Origin of the sequence: Pedobacter ginsengisoli (genome assembly GCF_030244015.1) — a bacterium.
Lineage (GTDB): Bacteria > Bacteroidota > Bacteroidia > Sphingobacteriales > Sphingobacteriaceae > Pedobacter > Pedobacter ginsengisoli.
On record NZ_JASSYX010000001.1, the window covers coordinates 738,941 to 756,797 of the forward strand.

General features: G+C 44.8%; 19 protein-coding genes. 13 read left to right on the forward strand and 6 right to left on the reverse strand.

Annotation, left to right across the window (positions count from 1 at the left end; genetic code table 11):
• Window positions 1–6: 6 nt before the first annotated feature.
• Entirely contained in the window at window positions 7–666 is a 660-nt protein-coding gene (gene pyrE, locus QEP08_RS03250) for an orotate phosphoribosyltransferase (RefSeq protein WP_285055690.1), read from the reverse strand.
• A gap of 55 nt (window positions 667–721) precedes the next feature.
• On the opposite strand from pyrE, the gene QEP08_RS03255 reads away from it, so the two are divergent.
• Window positions 722–1,324 carry an NUDIX hydrolase gene (locus QEP08_RS03255; protein WP_285055691.1) on the forward strand — a complete coding sequence of 201 codons (603 nt, stop codon included), beginning with the start codon at window positions 722–724 and terminating at the stop codon, window positions 1,322–1,324.
• On the opposite strand, the gene coaD is transcribed toward QEP08_RS03255, so the two are convergent.
• The 3 genes from coaD to QEP08_RS03270 are packed head-to-tail and all read right to left on the reverse strand — an operon-like array spanning window position 1,308 to window position 3,135.
• Window positions 1,308–1,769, reverse strand: a complete 462-nt coding sequence (coaD, locus tag QEP08_RS03260) for a pantetheine-phosphate adenylyltransferase (RefSeq protein ID WP_285055694.1) — start codon at window positions 1,767–1,769, stop codon at window positions 1,308–1,310. The two genes, QEP08_RS03255 and coaD, sit on opposite strands and share 17 nt — an antisense overlap.
• A gap of 2 nt (window positions 1,770–1,771) precedes the next feature.
• Window positions 1,772–2,314 (reverse strand): RsmD family RNA methyltransferase, encoded by a 543-nt coding sequence (locus QEP08_RS03265; protein WP_285055697.1) that lies wholly within the window; start codon window positions 2,312–2,314, stop codon window positions 1,772–1,774.
• Window positions 2,305–3,135 carry a DUF3822 family protein gene (locus tag QEP08_RS03270; RefSeq protein ID WP_285055700.1) on the reverse strand — a complete coding sequence of 277 codons (831 nt, stop codon included), beginning with the start codon at window positions 3,133–3,135 and terminating at the stop codon, window positions 2,305–2,307. The genes QEP08_RS03265 and QEP08_RS03270 overlap by 10 nt, the downstream gene beginning before the upstream one ends.
• A 52-nt stretch (window positions 3,136–3,187) precedes the next feature.
• On the opposite strand from QEP08_RS03270, the gene QEP08_RS03275 reads away from it, so the two are divergent.
• Together QEP08_RS03275 and QEP08_RS03280 are read left to right on the forward strand one after the other, a co-directional pair.
• Entirely contained in the window at window positions 3,188–4,615 is a 1,428-nt protein-coding gene (locus QEP08_RS03275) for an ATP-dependent DNA helicase (RefSeq protein WP_285055703.1), read from the forward strand.
• A gap of 17 nt (window positions 4,616–4,632) precedes the next feature.
• A complete protein-coding gene (locus QEP08_RS03280; RefSeq protein WP_285055705.1) occupies window positions 4,633–5,322 on the forward strand; it encodes an MCP four helix bundle domain-containing protein in 690 nt (229 codons plus the stop codon).
• Window positions 5,323–5,342: 20 nt separating this feature from the next.
• On the opposite strand, the gene QEP08_RS03285 is transcribed toward QEP08_RS03280, so the two are convergent.
• Window positions 5,343–6,722, reverse strand: coding sequence for a sensor histidine kinase (locus tag QEP08_RS03285; RefSeq protein WP_285055708.1), 1,380 nt, complete (start codon window positions 6,720–6,722; stop codon window positions 5,343–5,345).
• Between QEP08_RS03285 and QEP08_RS03290 the strand changes: the two genes are divergently transcribed.
• Window positions 6,723–7,133 (forward strand): GtrA family protein, encoded by a 411-nt coding sequence (locus tag QEP08_RS03290; RefSeq protein ID WP_285055711.1) that lies wholly within the window; start codon window positions 6,723–6,725, stop codon window positions 7,131–7,133. It abuts the gene before it with no gap.
• A 29-nt stretch (window positions 7,134–7,162) separates the two neighbouring features.
• The gene (locus tag QEP08_RS03295) at window positions 7,163–8,869 is read left to right on the forward strand and encodes an ArnT family glycosyltransferase (protein WP_285055714.1); all 1,707 of its coding nucleotides are present in this window, start codon (window positions 7,163–7,165) and stop codon (window positions 8,867–8,869) included.
• Between the two features lie 38 nt (window positions 8,870–8,907).
• On the opposite strand, the gene QEP08_RS03300 is transcribed toward QEP08_RS03295, so the two are convergent.
• The gene (locus tag QEP08_RS03300) at window positions 8,908–9,204 is read right to left on the reverse strand and encodes a Dabb family protein (protein WP_285055717.1); all 297 of its coding nucleotides are present in this window, start codon (window positions 9,202–9,204) and stop codon (window positions 8,908–8,910) included.
• A 339-nt stretch (window positions 9,205–9,543) separates the two neighbouring features.
• Here QEP08_RS03300 and QEP08_RS03305 point away from each other — a divergent pair, with 339 nt between their 5' ends.
• Genes QEP08_RS03305 through QEP08_RS03340 form a run of 8 tightly spaced genes read left to right on the forward strand, consistent with a single transcriptional unit; the run spans window position 9,544 to window position 17,832 of the window.
• On the forward strand, window positions 9,544–10,572 hold the full coding sequence (locus tag QEP08_RS03305; RefSeq protein ID WP_285055720.1) for an AAA family ATPase: 1,029 nt from the start codon (window positions 9,544–9,546) through the stop codon (window positions 10,570–10,572).
• A gap of 3 nt (window positions 10,573–10,575) precedes the next feature.
• A complete protein-coding gene (locus QEP08_RS03310) occupies window positions 10,576–11,451 on the forward strand; it encodes a DUF58 domain-containing protein (RefSeq protein WP_285055723.1) in 876 nt (291 codons plus the stop codon).
• 4 nt (window positions 11,452–11,455) lie between these two features.
• Window positions 11,456–12,460 carry a hypothetical protein gene (locus QEP08_RS03315; protein WP_285055726.1) on the forward strand — a complete coding sequence of 335 codons (1,005 nt, stop codon included), beginning with the start codon at window positions 11,456–11,458 and terminating at the stop codon, window positions 12,458–12,460.
• Entirely contained in the window at window positions 12,447–13,448 is a 1,002-nt protein-coding gene (locus tag QEP08_RS03320; protein ID WP_285055729.1) for a vWA domain-containing protein, read from the forward strand. The genes QEP08_RS03315 and QEP08_RS03320 overlap by 14 nt, the downstream gene beginning before the upstream one ends.
• Before the next feature lie 3 nt (window positions 13,449–13,451).
• The gene (locus tag QEP08_RS03325) at window positions 13,452–14,492 is read left to right on the forward strand and encodes a vWA domain-containing protein (RefSeq protein WP_285055732.1); all 1,041 of its coding nucleotides are present in this window, start codon (window positions 13,452–13,454) and stop codon (window positions 14,490–14,492) included.
• Window positions 14,489–15,241: a tetratricopeptide repeat protein gene (locus tag QEP08_RS03330; protein WP_285055735.1), complete on the forward strand. Its 753-nt coding sequence runs from the start codon at window positions 14,489–14,491 to the stop codon at window positions 15,239–15,241. The genes QEP08_RS03325 and QEP08_RS03330 overlap by 4 nt, the downstream gene beginning before the upstream one ends.
• Window positions 15,242–15,260: 19 nt before the next feature.
• On the forward strand, window positions 15,261–17,066 hold the full coding sequence (locus QEP08_RS03335) for a BatD family protein (protein ID WP_285055737.1): 1,806 nt from the start codon (window positions 15,261–15,263) through the stop codon (window positions 17,064–17,066).
• 4 nt (window positions 17,067–17,070) lie between these two features.
• Window positions 17,071–17,832 carry a tetratricopeptide repeat protein gene (locus QEP08_RS03340; RefSeq protein WP_285055739.1) on the forward strand — a complete coding sequence of 254 codons (762 nt, stop codon included), beginning with the start codon at window positions 17,071–17,073 and terminating at the stop codon, window positions 17,830–17,832.
• Window positions 17,833–17,857: the final 25 nt, after the last annotated feature.

Below are 17,857 nucleotides of genomic sequence, written 5' to 3' on the forward strand. Positions count from 1 at the left end.
GTGGTCTTAAGTTAGTTGCTCCAGTTCCTTGCCCCATTCAGACGGGTTCCTGCGCCATTTTGTGAGCAGATCGACATCGTTTTGCCCAATGAAGCTATGTTCAGCGGCGTATTGAATTAGTGTATTGTAATTTGAAAGTGTGGCATAACGGCATTTCGCTTCTTTGAAATTCTCATCTGCCTGATCGAAGCCGTAAGTAAATATGGCAACCAGACCGGCAACCGATAACCCGGCATTTCTCAACGCCTCAACGGCCTGCAAACTGCTCTTTCCGGTTGAGATCAGATCTTCTATCACCACTACACGTTGCCCTTCCACTATTTCTCCTTCTATCAGGCTTCCTGTACCATGCTCTTTCGCTTTTGAACGTACATAAGCAAACGGCAGTCCCAATTCCTGCGCTACCAGTGCGCCTTGCGGGATGCCTGCAGTCGCTACACCTGCTATAAGATCGACAGATCCAAATTCTTCCTGGATCAGCTGCGTAAGCTTCTGTCTGATGTAAGTTCTGACCGATGGATGTGAAAGCGTGATCCTGTTGTCACAATAGATCGGGGATTTCCAACCAGATGCCCATGTAAATGGATTATTAGGTTGTAACTTTATTGCTTTAATTTGTAATAAAAATTCAGCTACCTTTAATTCAATATCACTTTTATTATACATGGCCCAAAATTACAGAATTTATATTAACGATAACACTTTGTTTATAGCAGATTTGATGCCTAAACAGATCAAGAAAATCCAACAAGTTGATGTACAGCAGTTTGATTTCCAAATATTCTATAAAAATTTAGCAAGGGTGTCCGGAAAAGACTATATCCTGCTGGATCCCGACCCTAAAAAATTGTTCAAAAAGATCAGGAAAAGTTGTGAAATGATCAAGGCCGCCGGCGGTCTGGTTAAGAACGCCAAAGATAATTACCTCTTCATTTTCCGTAATAAAAAGTGGGACTTGCCTAAGGGCAAGGTGGAAAAAGACGAGAAAATGAAAGAAGCTGCATTGCGTGAGGTAGAGGAAGAGTGTGGTGTAAAGATCTTTACCAATGATGAAAAGTTGTGTAAAACTTACCACGTTTATCAGCTGGACAATAGACTGGTGCTGAAAAAAACCAATTGGTACAGCATGACTGTCAAAGGCGAACCCAAGCTCATTCCTCAAAAGGAAGAGGGCATCACAAAAGCCGGCTGGCTGAGCAAACTTGAACTCAGCCCAGTGTTGAAAAACACCTATCCTTCCATAGTACAGGTATTGGAAGCTGGGGGACTTTTGGCAGATAATATTGTAGTAAAACCAGTACTGGCCGCTATAAAAAAGGTATAGCTTCCGGGGGTAGAAACTTACTTACATCACCATTATTTCGCAATATTTCGCGCACAATAGTTGAACTGATGGCCGAATATTCAGGTTTGCTCAATATGATGATGGTCTCTACTTCAGGCATCATGGTCTGATTGATCTGTGCGATGGCTTTTTCATATTCAAAATCTGAAACGGAGCGTACACCCCTCACCATATACCTGGCATTGACCTTACGGCAAAAATCGACTGTCAGGCCGTCATATAACTGCACTTCTATATTGGCGTGAGCTGAAAAAACAGCCCGCACGATGTCCTCTCTTTTTTGCGCAGGTAAAAAACCCTGCTTAGAACTGTTTAATCCTATGCCGATCACAACTTTGTCAAACAAAGGTAAAGCCCGCAGCAAGATGTCTACATGGGCTATGGTGATGGGATCAAATGAACCTGGAAACAGTGCAGTTTTCATAATTATAACTTGGGTTTTTCAAAGAAGCTAAACGATGAATTGCCGTATCTTCTGATCTCCGTATAGCCGGGGAGGTTATTTAATTTCAATAACGAAGGATGTTCTACGATCAGCATCCCGTTATCGGTCAGTAAATTATTTCTCATGACCAGTTCTGGTATGAGGGGTATGGTTGGCAAGTCGTAAGGCGGATCAGCAAAAATGATCTGGTAAGGTGCCTTATGATGTTCCAGAAACTTAAATACATCAGCTTTTTGAACCTCTATTTGTTCCAGGCCATATTTCTGGATGACCGATTTCACCCAGTACACACAACCCGGGTGCTTATCTACCGCCGTAACCTTACGGATACCTCTCGAAGCAAATTCAAAACTGATGTTGCCCGTGCCGCAAAAAAGGTCCAGCACATCACAGCCGTCGAAATCATAAGTATTATAGAGGATATTGAAAAGCGCTTCCTTGGCCATATCGGTAGTCGGCCTCACAGGTAAGCTTTCGGGAGCGTTAAAACGTGTTCCCTTTAATCTGCCGCCTATTATTCGCATAGGTCAAGTGCTAATAAACTGCTGTAATAATGCGCAGGCATATCATCCAGGATCCTGCTGTCCATTTCATTGCTTACGCTTTTACTAAAATGTATGTCTTTGAAATATTTTGAAATACATTGATAATTGCCGTCACCCTCATGAATGATCCCGCTTAAATGAACTGCTGTTTGTGCGGTAGCCATCTTAAGCTGGTTAATGATCAGGAGCAGGTAATAATTGAGTTCCTCTGCGTTCTCAGTCTCAAAACATCTTTGGAAGACCAGCTGACCTTCATTTACATAGGTAGCGTTAAAGCTTCCTGCTGTAAAGTCAAGCAGCAATGACCTCGATATATTCCCTTTGGCAAGTGCCAGCAGTGGTGCAGAATGGTCATAGCGTTTGCTGCTGGTCAGCGAAGCACTCAGTGTATCTTCTATAAACTCCGCCAGGTTAAAAACGGAGGTAAAGCCATAACCGGCAAGAGGCTGCACATATAAAGTAGCCGATTGTTCTCCGGGAAAATACTTTGCGTACTGGTTCAGCCCTGCCGGGTCAAACAATTCATCGGGAACAGCTATGAGATTTTCTGTATATACGGCAACTTTTACGGCCTTAAAAGACAAGTTCAGATAATTGTCACTTTTCAGTTTTGCAGCAAACACAGTTCCCGGATCTTCACATTCCTGCTGATCATAAACAGCTTTGACCTGGTTGCAGCTTTTGTCAATAATGGCATAAGAAAAACTATCCGGACCAACTTTTATCAATAGATCGCAATCTGCAGCTGTATTTGGGTCAAACTCCGGATCAACTAATAATATGCTATTTTTGCTGTTCATGTAAACAAAATTAATTCTTTTTTCTATAACATCACCATTGCATATTTGTTAAATGGATAAAGCTTCGCTAATCGCCCGGTCCTATCAGTTTACCCCGACAGGTGAACAGCTTGTTTTCTGTACGGAGATGGCATCGTTTTTAACGGGTCGGATGGATGGACAATGCTTTATCCTTCGCGGATATGCCGGCACCGGGAAAACCACATCGGTAGGCGCATTGGTAAAAGCACTGCCCGGATTTGGCCTGCGGCCGGTCTTACTGGCACCAACAGGACGGGCCGCCAAAGTCATGAGCACCTATACCCGTCGTAAGGCGCTCACCATCCACAAGAGAATTTACAGGAAGAAGTCTTCGGTAGCTATGGATATGTCATTTCAGCTGGCGCCAAACCTTGCAGAACACACTTTGTTCATCGTAGATGAAGCCTCCATGATCGCTGATGAAATGAACATTCAGTCGGGCTCCTCATTGCTCAAAGACCTGATGGAATATGTGTATAACCGTAAAAACTGTGCAGTGGTCTTTGTGGGGGATACCGCACAGCTCCCCCCGGTAGGAAGTCTGGACAGTCCGGCCTTAAACAATCAGCATTTACAAGACGTCTTTGGACTGAAAGTAACGGCAGTTGAGCTGAAAGAAGTTGTACGGCAGGAAAAGAAATCGGGTATACTGGTCAATGCCACCATGCTGCGCAAGCTGATCCATAAGGACCAGAAAACGCAAATTACCCTTCCGAAATTCATCACCAAAAATTACAGGGATATTTTTAGGATGAACGGCGTAAAGCTGGTAGAAGGGCTGGAATATGCCTACAATAAGTTTGGAATGGAGAATGTACTGGTGGTCTGCAGGTCCAATAAATCAGCCAACGGATACAACCAGCAGATCAGGGCCAGGATTTTGTACCGGGAAGAAGAACTGACCGGAGGAGACCAGATCATGGTGGTGAAAAACAATTATTTCTGGTTGCCGGAAAATGAGTCTGCTGCTTTCATTGCCAATGGCGATATGGCCCTGATCAAAAGAGTAAGAAATACTGAAGAGCGTTACGGATTCAGGTTTTGTGAGGTTCAACTTGAATTTCTTGATTTTCCGGAAGCCGGGGAAATTACCTGCAAAGTCATGCTGGATACGCTCACCGCGGAGACGCCCAACCTTTCTTTTGAGCTCAGCAACAAGCTGTTTGAAGGATTGAATGAGGACTATAATCACCTGAGCAATAAGCGGGAACGTTTTCTGGCCATCAAAGAAGACCCGTATTATAATGCACTCCAGATCAAGTTTGCCTATGCGGTGACTTGCCACAAAGCGCAGGGCGGGCAGTGGGACGCTGTATTTGTTGACCAGGGCTACCTGACAGATGACATGGTAGACCTTGATTTCCTGCGGTGGCTTTATACAGGTGTGACAAGAGCAAAAAAAGAACTATTTTTAGTAAATTTTGCCCAAAGTATGTTTACTTCCCCTGCCGAAGAATAGGGGCTAACCCATTTATAATGAGACTTGCATTTTCTGTTAAACAAAAGATCCGTATTGCTGCTTTGCTTTTTGCAGTAATGACCTGTTCTATTTTGATCAGGTTACTCGAAGACCAGAGCGTAAAAAGCATGAACGAATCGTTTGTGTCCATGTACAATGACCGCCTTATACCGGCCACAGATCTTTTTTTTATCGCTGAAAAAGCCAATGCAAAAAAATCATTGCTGGAAGAAGCACTCTATTCGTCTGAACGTCCGGCTGAGGACCAGGCGGTGCTCACTGAAAATTTAAAAAGTTTCAATACTGCCATCGACAGCCTGATGCGTAAGTACAAAAAGACCTTATTGGTAAAACAGGAAAAAGCAAAGCTCATCGAACTGGATATCAGACTTTCTGATAATGTTCAGGCTGAAAATAATATATTACAGTTATTAAAGGACAGGAACCTGGCCTCTGCCAGGAAACTTTATGAACATCAGGGAAGGGCATCTGCAGATCTTTCCATTCAAAAATTGTCCGAACTGATGGCGATACAAAAGCAGGTTGGCCAGGAGCTGATCAAGGACTCTGCATTTATGGTGTCCGGCAGTAAATTGTACTCAGCACTCCAGGTCGCACTGGCGATTGTGATAGGAATTCTGATCGTTGGTATCATCTTCACCTCCAATGTCGTGAAGATCAATAATGACAAATTCAATTTAAACTAAGGTCAGCGGCACTCCGGATATCAATCCAAAACAGGTAAGGAGATTGTGAAAGCCGTGCCTTCATTTTCTTTACTTTCAACGGTTAGCCTGCCGCCATGCTGTTCTATGATCTGCCTGGAAATGTGCAGTCCCAGTCCTATTGATTTCTCACCGCGCAAGCCCGGACGGCCGGCTTTTGAGAACTGATCAAAGAGCATTCCCTGTAAATGTTCCGGTATTCCGATTCCAAAATCTTTAATCCGGATAGTGCAAAGCCCTTTACTTGCAGATGCGGAGATTTGAATCTGACTGTCAGGCGGAGAAAATTTTATACCATTGCCGATCAGGTTGTCCAAGACCCTGGTAAATTTAGTTGCATTGATGCTGGCAACAATAGATTTTTCATTTGCCGACAGCTCGACCCTCCGGGGCTGGTCGGCATTTGACTGCCAGCTGACACAGATCCGCTCCAGGTAAGAGATCATCTCTGTTTTTTGAACCTGCAGGGGCTTCCTGTCTTCCTGGACCACCTCAATGAGGTCATTGATGATGTGCTTGGCATGAACAGCAGCGCTCAGGATCATTTGCATCTCCGGTTTTGGGTTGCTGTATTCTTCTTCTATGACGATGCCGCTCAGGGCCTCAATATTGTTTAAAGGCGTACGCAGGTCATGCGCTACAAAAGCCAGGATCTCGCCTTTCAGACGGTTCAGGTTGTTGATCTCCTCATTTTTCTCTTCCAGCTGCTTAAGCTGTATAAAATGCTGCGATTTGAAAAAGTAGCTGTATCTCGAGCAGATGTACAGTACAAAGGCCAGTATTACACCGGCAATTACGTTAAATAATCCCTGAATAGGACTTAAACTGGGTACCACCATTCCAATTACAAACAAAAGCACCACAAATACAGCAAGTATCGCAATGTACTTGAATTCCAGGGAAAAGAAAATACTCACCATAACTACCCCCATCAGGAATACAGTCAGTGTATTTCTGGTATTGTGCTGTGAATAGATATAGCTAATGAAAAAAGTAATGCTGAGTAAAAATAACGTAAAAGCGAGGGTCAGCAGGTTTCGCTGCGTTATTGTCCAGTTCTTTGAACGAATAGCTATGGTACTCAATACGATAAAGCAAAAGTAGGCAGTAAGCTGGGTCAGGTTACTGATGTTGTATTCCATGATGTTGGGAACCTGTCTGAGTTCTTCGCTGTAGAACAATGAAGTAATCCGCACGCAGACAGACAGCGCAAACAGTGCAGTGCTGAGGAGTTTGATTTGTTTGACATTAATAAAACTATAGGTATCCCTAAACGCTAAGGCATACTTAGATGGCGTCTGATATTTAAAAAGATTGATCAACCCTGCATATTTTACTACAAAAATAGAATTATATCTTACTTTTGCCAGAAAGAAATCCATATGACCCCTGTTTTGGCTATAGAATTCAATAAAGCTTTCTTTTTTAAGTTTTTGAAGTTTGGATTGGTGGGATTTTCCGGCCTGATCGTGGATTTTGGGGTCACCTATTTTTTCAAGGAAAAGCTTAAAGTCCATAAGTACATTTCAAACTCCTTTGGTTTTTTGGTGGCTACCGGAACAAACTATAGCTTAAACCGGTACTGGACTTTTCACAACCAGGATCCCGCCTATATTATTCAGTTTGGTAAGTTCTTTGTCGTTTCCGCGGTTGGGCTAGCACTGAGCAACTCGCTGATCTATCTGCTCAATGATAAGCTCAAATGGAACTTTTACCTGGCTAAAGCCTGCGCGATCGTGTTTGTGTCGCTTTGGAACTTCTTTGCAAATTATCTTTATACCTTTACAGGCTAATAACCATTTTTTCCTAAACTTTGATTTTAATGCCGGCCACCAGGAAAAGCCCCGATAAAATACTTTTCATTTTTTTAGGTGTATGGGCTTTGCTCAACCTGATACAATCCGCCTTTGTGGAAGTGCACGCAGATGAGGCTTACTATTGGATGTATTCCAGATTTCTGGAATGGGGCTATTTTGACCATCCGCCGATGGTGGCTTTGTTTATCAAAATAGGTGATGCCCTGTCCGGATCTACGCTGGGTCTCAGGTTGATGACCGTTTTGACGAGTACTTTGTCTGTCTATATCCTCTGGCAGATCTTAAAGCCCTATGCGGTCGACATAAAGCACTTCATTCTTCTGTTCGGATCTGTGGTATTGTTTCATGTTTATGGCTTTATCACGACACCAGATGCGCCACTGGCATTTTTTACCGTTCTTTTCTTTTATGCATACCAGCGCTATGAAAAGGAAGACAACTGGAAGTGGGCGCTGGCGCTTTCCCTGGTGATCGCCTGCCTGCTCTACAGTAAATACCATGCCATACTTGTGCTTTTCTTTACGGTGATCTCTAACCTCAAATTGCTTCGGAGACGTTCATTCTGGGGCATTGTGCTCCTTTCCGTACTGGTCTTTCTCCCCCACATCCGGTGGCAGGTACAAAACAATTATCCGTCTTTTTATTACCATGTGATCGACCGTTCAGCTGCTTTTTATAAATTCCGGTATACGACCGAATACCTACTGGCACAACTGGCACTCGCCGGACCTCTGGTCGGCTGGTACCTGTACCGTTCTGCTGCTGTATTGAAAACATCAGATGGTTTCATCAGGGCACTTAAATTTAACTTTTACGGGATATTTATTTTCTTCCTTTTCAGTACGCTTAAAGGCAGGGTAGAAGCCCACTGGACCTTACCGGCAATGCTATGTCTTTTCATGCTGGCCTGTATTGCTTTAGCGGTCAGACCGGTGCCAAGGTGGCTTGAACGGCTCGCTATCACCAATATCGCTTTGGTGATCCTGATACGACTGGTCCTTATTATTCCGCTCGATGCTTTGAAAAAAGTAAAAATAGTGGCTTATTATTTTGGCAATGAAGAGTGGGCAAAGGAAATCCGGCAAAAAGCCGGTAACTATCCTGTGATTTTTTACGATTCATTTCAGGCACCTTCAAGGTACAATTATTATACACGCAGTACTAAAGGTTTCAGTTATGATTCCCGCAATTACCGGAAAAATCAGTACGACATCTGGCCCCTTGAAGACAGTATCCGGCACAAAAAAGCTTATCTGGTCCTGGACAATGAATATAGTGAATACACCGCGCAGGATACCATCAGAACGGAAAAGGGCATTTACTACGGAACATGGATAGACCATGTTAGAATGTACCAGAAGGTTTCGGTAAACCCGCTTACTGTGCCCGCCGACTGGAAAACAGGGGAGCTCCGCACCTTAAAGCTGAAGATCAGCAATCCATATCATGAACTGATAATGCTGGGCAATAAAAATGAAAAGTGGAAATGTTACCTGGAATACAGCTTTAAAAAGGATGATGTTACGGAAGATTTCCAGCCTGTACATGCCGATCTTGAGCAATTGAACATTGCCGCAGGAGCTTCGGCAGAAGTTGCAGGTACCATTAAAGCACCTGCAACTGCCGGGAAATATAAATTGATCCTGTCCCTGCGAACGGAACCATTCCGGGGCAGCAGAAACAGCAATATGATCGCTGTTGAAATTAAATGAGCAATCCTTTGAGGGATAAACGCCTCTGTACCGTTTTACTAGTGCGCGTCGTAAATGACAACCTTCTCAAACAGAACACGGAACTGATCTAAGAATGCTTTGTGCAGGTCGTGTACCTGGTAAACATCGTGTCCGGCAAGATCTTCAAAAATAATGGTCAGTGAAAATGTATAGGTAGTATCTACAACAGGACGGTCTATCGGGGCGGGAGTGCCAATGTGAAATGTTTTTACAGTTTCAATGTTTTCCAGTGATTCGAGACCCTTCTTAAATGCATCTTTTTGGTCTGCTGTAGTGTCGGCTTTAAGCCAGAATAAAACGTGGTGAGCTAACATAATTGATTTTTTTGGCAATTTTAAGCAAAATTCTTTTGTAAAAAGCACGCGTGTTCAATATGCGTTCAATATAGTATGCTCATTTTTTATTTTTTTAACAACTAATCGTTAAGCTTTTGGAAAGGTTTGATTAAGCTCTAGCTTAACCAAACCTTAACCAACCCTTAAGCAAACCTTACTCAATACTTACTAAAGAGTAAGATCATTTTAAACGCATCATAAACAGATAGCACAAGAAGGAAGGAGACTTTAACATATTTTAACATTTACTATTCAGCTTATAATTTGCAGGAAGTATAAGGTTTGCCTAATTTTCGCCACTCAAAAATTGTATCCGAAATGGAAGAAGCAAATATTATTACTGAAAATTCATCGTACGGCACAGATATCCGTGCGCTGAACGAAATGATACAAAAGGAAAGCGCCTTTATTGATCTCCTGTTTTTAGAGATGGACAAGGTGATTGTAGGGCAGCGCTACATGGTAGAACGGTTGATGATCGGCCTGCTGGCCAACGGTCATATCCTGCTGGAAGGTGTGCCCGGACTGGCAAAGACATTGGCCATCAATACTTTATCGAAGTGCGTTGATGCCGGTTTCAGCCGTATTCAGTTTACGCCCGACTTGTTGCCGGCTGATTTGCTCGGTACAATGATCTACAACCAGAAGAAAGAAGAATTTATAGTTAGAAAAGGACCCTTGTTCTCCAATTTTATCCTTGCGGATGAGATCAACAGGGCACCGGCCAAGGTGCAGAGTGCCTTGCTGGAGGCCATGCAGGAGCGTCAGGTGACTTTGGGTGATGAGACCTATAAACTTCCGGAACCATTTTTAGTACTGGCTACACAAAACCCGATCGAGCAGGAAGGAACGTATCCTTTGCCTGAAGCACAGGTAGACAGGTTTATGCTCAAGGTGGTGATCGGTTATCCTCAGCGTGAGGACGAAAAAAAGATAATGAGGGCCAATATTGCCCCGCAGGGCATGCCTAAGCCAAATACGATCCTGCATACAGACGATATCATTCGTGCGAGAAAGGTCGTAAAAGATGTATATATGGACGAAAAGATCGAGCAGTATATCATTGATATTGTATTTGCTACCCGTTTCCCGGAGCAGTATAAGCTGGCGGATTATAAAAACCTGATCAGTTTTGGCGCATCGCCAAGGGCATCAATTAATCTGGCATTGGCGGCTAAAGCCTACGCCTTTATCAGAAGACGCGGATATGTGATCCCTGAAGATGTGCGGGCTGTATGCCATGATGTGCTGAGGCACCGCATTGGTCTGAGCTACGAAGCTGAGGCGGAAGATTATACCACTGAAAAGATCATTACAGGAATATTGAATGCTATTGAAGTACCATAGTTTATGGATACCAAGGACCTGTTAAAAAAAGTAAGGAAGATCGAGATCAAGACGAGGGGTTTGAGCAATCAGATCTTTTCCGGTGAATACCATTCAGCCTTCAAAGGCCGGGGTATGGCCTTTAGCGAGGTACGTGAATACCAGATGGGCGATGAGATCAGGACGATAGACTGGAATGTGACAGCCCGTTTTAACCATCCTTATGTAAAGGTATTTGATGAGGAGCGGGAAATGACGGTAATGCTGCTGGTGGATGTGAGCGGGTCGAAGAATTTTGGTACACAGATCCAGCAGAAGCAGGAGCTGGCTACAGAGATTTGTGCGGTTCTGGCATTTTCTGCGATACAGAACAACGATAAGGTGGGCGTGCTGTTTTTCAGCGACCAAGTAGAAAAATTCATTCCGCCGAAAAAAGGCAGGTCGCATATTCTGATGATCATCAGGGAACTGATCGATTTTAAACCACAGCATAAGGGTACGAATGTGGCGCAGGCGCTTCAGTATTTTACCAGTGCGATCAAAAAAAGGTGTACGGCCTTCCTGATCTCCGATTTCATCAGTGATACTTTTGAGAGCGAACTGAAGATCGCCGGCAGAAAGCACGATGTGGTGGGACTGAGGCTTTTTGATGTGCATGAGGAAGAGTTCCCTGACCTTGGGCTGATCCCGGTGAGGGATGAGGAGAGCGGACAGATCGCATGGGTGAATACAGGCGATAAGCAGGTTCGCTATGCTTTTAAATCGGCGGCACTGGAGCGCAAAGGCAGGCTGGAAAATGTATTTAAAAAGTCGGGTGTGGATTTTACACAGATCGGTACGCATGAATCGTATGTAAAGCCATTGATGACATTGTTTAAAAAACGGGGAGCCAGAAGATAGAGCGATGATGAAGATTGTAAATTTTAGTTGCTTATGGTTAATGGTGCTCTGCCTTGGAACGGTTTACCAGGGGCATGCACAGGAGATAAAAGTCAATGCGAGGCTGGACAAGACCAGTATTTTATTGGGTGACCAGACGGTGCTGCACCTGTCGGCTGAACTGCCAGCAAATGGTACGGTGAATTTTCCGTTACTGGCGGATACGCTTTCTGCCAAAGTGCAGATTGTTTCGGCAGGCAAGGCCGATACACTAACTGATAAGAACAGACCGGGTCTCAAACTGATCAGCAGATCGTACGTGATCACTTCTTTTGATCCGGGACTGCAGATGGTACCGGCTTTGACATTTCAGAGCGGGGGCAAGACCTTCGCAACAGAAGCGCAACCGCTTGAAGTAAAGGCGGTCGCGGTCGATACCACCAAAGCGATCTACGACATTAAACAGCCGCTGGCGGTTTCGTATACCTTTATGGACTGGCTCAGGGACAACTGGTACTGGGTGGTTCTGGGGCTGGCTGTTTTGCTGTTGCTGTTCGGAGTTTGGTATTACTTCCGCAAAATAAGGAAGCCAAAGCCTGTTGTTGAAAAAAGCGTGCCGCTGGTACCGGGGCATGTTATTGCACTGGAACAGCTTTCTGCTTTGAAGGAGAAGAAATTGTGGCAGCAGGGTGAAGTAAAGGCCTATTATAGTGAACTGACCGATATCATCAGGGTATACCTGGAAAAAAGATACCTGATCAGCGCTCAGGAGCAGACATCTGAGGAGATCCTTTCGGGATTGGAAGCCGTAAAAATGCCGGAGAAAAGCAGGAATTCACTGAAAGAGATTCTGTTGCTGGCAGACCTGGTGAAATTTGCGAAGGCGGTGCCGGCGGGTCACGAAAATGAGCAGTCAATGGATGATGCCATCGGTTTTATACAAGAGACCAGGATGCAGGACCAGTTGCCTGGTATAGCATCAGAAAATAAGGGTGGAAATAAAGTACAGGATGAGAATGGACTGGTTTAAAGGTATTGAATTTGCCAATAAGGGTTTTTTCTGGCTGCTGTTGCTGATCCCGGTAATGGTGGGCTGGTACATCTGGCGCCAGGAAAAGCTGCAGGGTTCGCTCCGGATGTCGGCGATGTCCGGATTTCTGAAAGTAAAAAGCAGCTATCTTTTTTTGCGGCATTACAGCATTGTGCTGAAGTCGCTCGCTTTGATTGCCCTGATTGTTGCGCTGGCAAGGCCGCAGTCTGCACTGAGCTGGCAGGATACCACCACGGAGGGAATAGACATTGTGATCGCGACCGATATTTCGGGCAGCATGCTTGCCGAGGATTTGAAACCCAACCGCCTGGAAGCGGGAAAGAATATAGCGATTGATTTTATAAAGGACAGACCGGATGACCGGATCGGCCTGGTGGTTTTCAGTGGTGAGAGCTTTACGCAGTGTCCGCTTACGATTGACCATGATGTGCTGATCAACTTGTTCAAAGACATTACCAACGGAATGATCGAGGACGGTACGGCGATAGGGATGGGCCTCGCTACGGCGGTGAACCGGCTGAAGGAAAGTGAGGCCAAGAGTAAGGTCATCATTTTACTGACTGATGGCTCAAATACATCGGGATCTATTCCGCCGGCTACTGCTGCGGAGATTGCCAAACAGATGAATGTAAGGGTGTATACCGTTGGGGTCGGTACCAAAGGCTACGCGCCGTATCCTATGAAAACGCCTTTTGGGGTGCAATACCAGCAGGTTCCGGTGACCATTGATGAGTCCACACTTTCCAATATTGCGAAAATAACAGGTGGCCAGTATTTTCGTGCGACCAACAATGAGAAATTAAAACAGATCTATCAGCAGATCGATAAGCTGGAAAAGGCGAAGATTGCGGTAACCCAGTACCATAAAAAGACGGAAAGGTTTCTGCCTTTTGCGCTGCTTGCCCTGGTACTTTTGCTGCTGGATTTCTTATTAAAAAATACATGGTTTAAAGGAGCTTTAACTTAAGATATGTTACGTTTTGAACACATAGCGTTTTTGTGGGCCCTGGCTGCGGTACCATTGATGGTGATCTTATTTTTTGTGGTTCGCCGCTGGAAAAGGAAGGCTCTGGCTTTGCTGGGCAACAGGGCAACTGTGCTAAAGATGATCCCGGAAGTTTCTTTTACAAGGCCCGGACTGAAGTTCCTGTTTTTCCTGCTGGCTTATGTTTCTGTAGTGATTGGGGCAGCCAATCCGCAGATCGGGACTAAGGTGGAAGAGGGCAAACGCATGGGCTCTGACCTGATGATATTGCTGGATGTTTCCAATAGTATGCTCGCCGGGGATCTGGCACCTAACCGGTTGGAGAATGCAAAAAGAGCGGTTTCACAGTTGATAGACAACCTGCACAATGACCGGATTGGGATCATCATTTTCGCCGGTGAGGCTTATGTGCAGCTCCCGGTTACGACAGATTATTCTGCGGCCAAATTATTCCTGAACAACATTACCACAGATATTGTGCCTACACAAGGCACTGCTATAGGTGCGGCTATTGATATGGGAATGAAGTCTTTTGACCTGGTAAACGGATCGGGTAAAGCCATGATCCTGATGACAGATGGCGAAAATCATGAAGATGACGCTGTTGGTGCCGCAAGAAGGGCAGCAGAAAAGGATGTAGCCATCCATGTCATCGGTCTGGGATCACCTGAGGGTTCGCCGGTACCGATCTACAGCAATGGCAGCCCGGTTGGCTTTCATAAGGATGAAAAGGGACAAACTGTAGTAACCAAGCTAAATGAGCCGATGTGTAAAGAAATATCTGCTGCGGGTGGTGGTATTTATGTGCGGGCGTCCAATGCCAATAGCGGTCTGGGCCTGATCATGGATCAGGTAGCTAAAATGGAAAAAAAGACTTATAACAGCAAGATGTTTAAGAATTATGAGGACAGGTTTCAGTTTTTCCTGGCCTTTGCAGTGTTGATGCTGGTTCTGGAGTTTTTCATCTCCAGCCGCAGAAACTTAAGACTGAGTGAGTTGAATTTGTTTGAAGTCAAGAAGTCATGAAACAGCTGATCATAGTCGCTTGTATTTTATTACAGGGTTTTGCGCTGTACGCGCAGCAGGAGAAAAAGTATATACACAAGGGCAACGAACTGTATATGCAAAAGAAATATGCCGAGGCCGAGGCGAGTTACCGCCGGTCCGTGGAAAAATCAAAGGAGTCTGTGCAGGGTAACTTTAACCTGGGGGATGCACTCTTTAAGCAAAAGAAGTTTGACAATGCTGCCCAGAAGTTCACCGACATCGCGTCGTCATCTGATAACAAGGCGGTAAAAGCACAGGCCTATCATAATCTTGGGAATTCTTTGCTGGAATCTAAAAAACTGGAGGAAAGTATTGCGGCGTATAAAAAATCGCTGATGAACAATCCGAAGGACGACGAGACCCGTTACAACCTGGCTTATGCGATGGAAAAGCTGAAACAGCAGCAGCAGAAAGATAAAGACAACAAGGACAAAGACAAGAATAAGGACAAAAAAGACCAGAAGAACAAGGACAAGAACCAGAGCGATAAGGATAAAAAGGACCAGGACAAGAAGGACGATAAGGATAAACAAGATAAGGATAAGAAGGATCAGGATAAAAAAGACCAGCAAGATCAGCAGGGTCAGCAGCCAAGGCCGGATCAGCTGAGTAAGGAGGATGCGGAACGGATGCTGGAAGCGTTAAAAAATGAAGAGAAGAACACCCAGGATAAGCTCAAAAGTAAAAAGGCAAAAGGGGTGAAGGGACGTATTGTTAAAGACTGGTAAAGGATATATATTGGGGGTGATGAAAATTAAATATTATTTATTATCAGTATTGCTTTTATGGTCGGCCCTTGGATCCGGACAGGCTATAAAGGTGACAGCATCTGTGAGTTCGGGCCAGGTTGGAACGGGCGAGCAGTTTGAGATCACATTTTCAACGAACGGGAGTCCCGAAGCTTTTGATCCACCGGCGTTTAATGGTTTCCAGGTAGTGGGCGGACCCAATCAGTCCTCCAGTTTCAGTTCAGTGAACGGGGCTACTACCGTAAATATTTCCGTCGGCTATATATTGATAGGTACCAGGGAGGGGGAATATACGATCGGTCCGGCGTCTATGACCATAAACGGCAAACAGTACCGTTCTAATCCTGTAAAAATCAAGGTGGTAAAGGGAAGAGCTGTTCCACAGCAGCAGGCGGGGGGCGGTTCGTCTTCTGCCAGGGCGGGCGGCAGTTCATCTGACATTTCCAAACGCTTGTTTCTACGGGCCGTGGCCAATAAGACGAATGTGTACCAGGGGGAGCAGATCTCAGTGAGCTATAAACTGTATGCAAATATCAATATTGTAGACAATATGCCGGATAAACTGCCCGATTTTAATGGGTTCTGGAGCCAGGAGATCAAGCGTAACAATCAGAATGTAGAGTGGACGGTTGAAGAATACAAGGGACAGCGGTACCACGTGGCTGTACTGAAAGAAGTGATCCTGTTTCCTGAGCGGTTCGGAAAATTAATCCTTGATCCTTTGGGAATGACCTTTGTGGTGAGGCAGACTACGCCCTCAAATGATCCTATTGAACAGTTCTTTGGAGGTGGTTCGTATGAGGATGTGAAATATAAAATAAAGAGCCTGCCGGTAACGATCCATGTTAAACCGCTCCCGGATGCGGGTAAACCTGCTGGTTTCCAGGGTGCGGTTGGTAATTTCTCTATCGGTGCTACTTTGGATAAATCGGCCATCAGGGCAAATGAGGCGCTTAATTATACGGTTAAGATCACCGGTTCTGGTAATCTTAAATTGCTGAGAGCGCCTGAACTGAACCTTGCGCCTGATATCGAAAAGTACGACCCTAAGGTGACCGATCAGATCACGGAGAGCCTGAATGGTGTTTCAGGCAGCAGGGAATATAGTTATTTACTGATTCCGCGGCATGAAGGTAATTATACCATTGATGCGCTGAAGTTTTCTTATTTTAATCCCGCTACCGGCCGCTATGTGACCTTGTCTACAGGCCCATTCCCGGTGAAGGTGGCGAAAGGTGCGCCAGGATCGGGCGTTGTTGCTTATTCTGGTGGTCAGCAGGACATTAAAGCGCTTGGCAATGACATCAGGTACATCAAGAGCGGAGACGGATCCTTGCGCAGGGAAGGGGATGAATTTTATGGCTCAGGCTGGTATTATGCTTTGCTCGGCCTTGGTCCGATCATGTTTTTAGGTGCTTTTGGATACAGAAAATGGTACAGGGAGCAAAATAAAGACCAGGTCATTGTGAAAGGCAGGAATGCCAGTAAGGTGGCCGCCAAGCATCTGGCCAATGCGAAAAAGCAATTGCTGGAGGGCAATAGAAATGCTTTTTACGAGGATATTTACAAAGGTCTGTACGGTTATCTGAGCGATAAGCTGAATATTTCTGCTGCGGATCTGAACCGGGAAAATATCGGCGGGAAACTCAGGGCGAGGGCTGTAAATGAAGAACTGATCCTGCAGCTGACCAGTACCCTGGACCTCTGCGAAATGGCAAGGTATGCACCGGTGTCGGGAACATCTGAACAGGAAGTATTTGATAAAGCTAAAAATATCATTAGTGATGTTGAAAATCATGGATAAGGTTATGGTAAGAAATAAATATATACTGTCTTTGCTGTTTATCTTTCCTTTGTTTTTACAGGCAAATGAAAAAGTTGAAAGTCTGTTTGTGAAAGGGAATGACCTGTACGCAAAGGGGAAATATAAAGAGGCTGCTGCATCTTACGAGCAGGTGCTGGCTGCCGGATATTTTTCTGCTGATGTATACTTTAACCTGGGTAATGCCTATTATAAGCAGGATGAAATCCCGCTGGCTGTATTGAACTATGAAAAGGCTGGCAAATTATCGCCCGGAGATGAAGACATTCAAGTCAATATCCAGTTGGCAAACCTGAAGATAGCGGACAAGATCGATGCGGTGCCCGAATTTTTTCTGACCAAATGGTGGCGGTCTTTTATCTTGTTTTGTTCCGCAGAGGTATTGTCTGTGCTGAGCGTAATGGGATTTTTGCTGGGTTTTATATTATTGATTGTCTATCTTTTCGCTGTTTCCATCGCTATAAAGCGACCTGCCTTCTACTCCGGGATAGGTCTGCTGGTACTCGCCTTGCTGATCACTGGTATGGCCGGTCTGCAGACAAGTTATTTAAAGGGCAGCAATGAGGCGGTGGTTTTTTCTGGTACGGTCAATGTGAAAAGTGGCCCTAAAGAGAGTTTTAAGACTTTATTTGTGATCCATGAGGGCTTAAAGGTAAGTGTTAAAGAACAAAATGACGGATGGATCAAGGTCGGGCTTCCCAATGGAAATGTGGGCTGGATTGCTGCTGCTTCTGTAAAGAAGATATAACAGATTATCATGCCATAAATTAGTA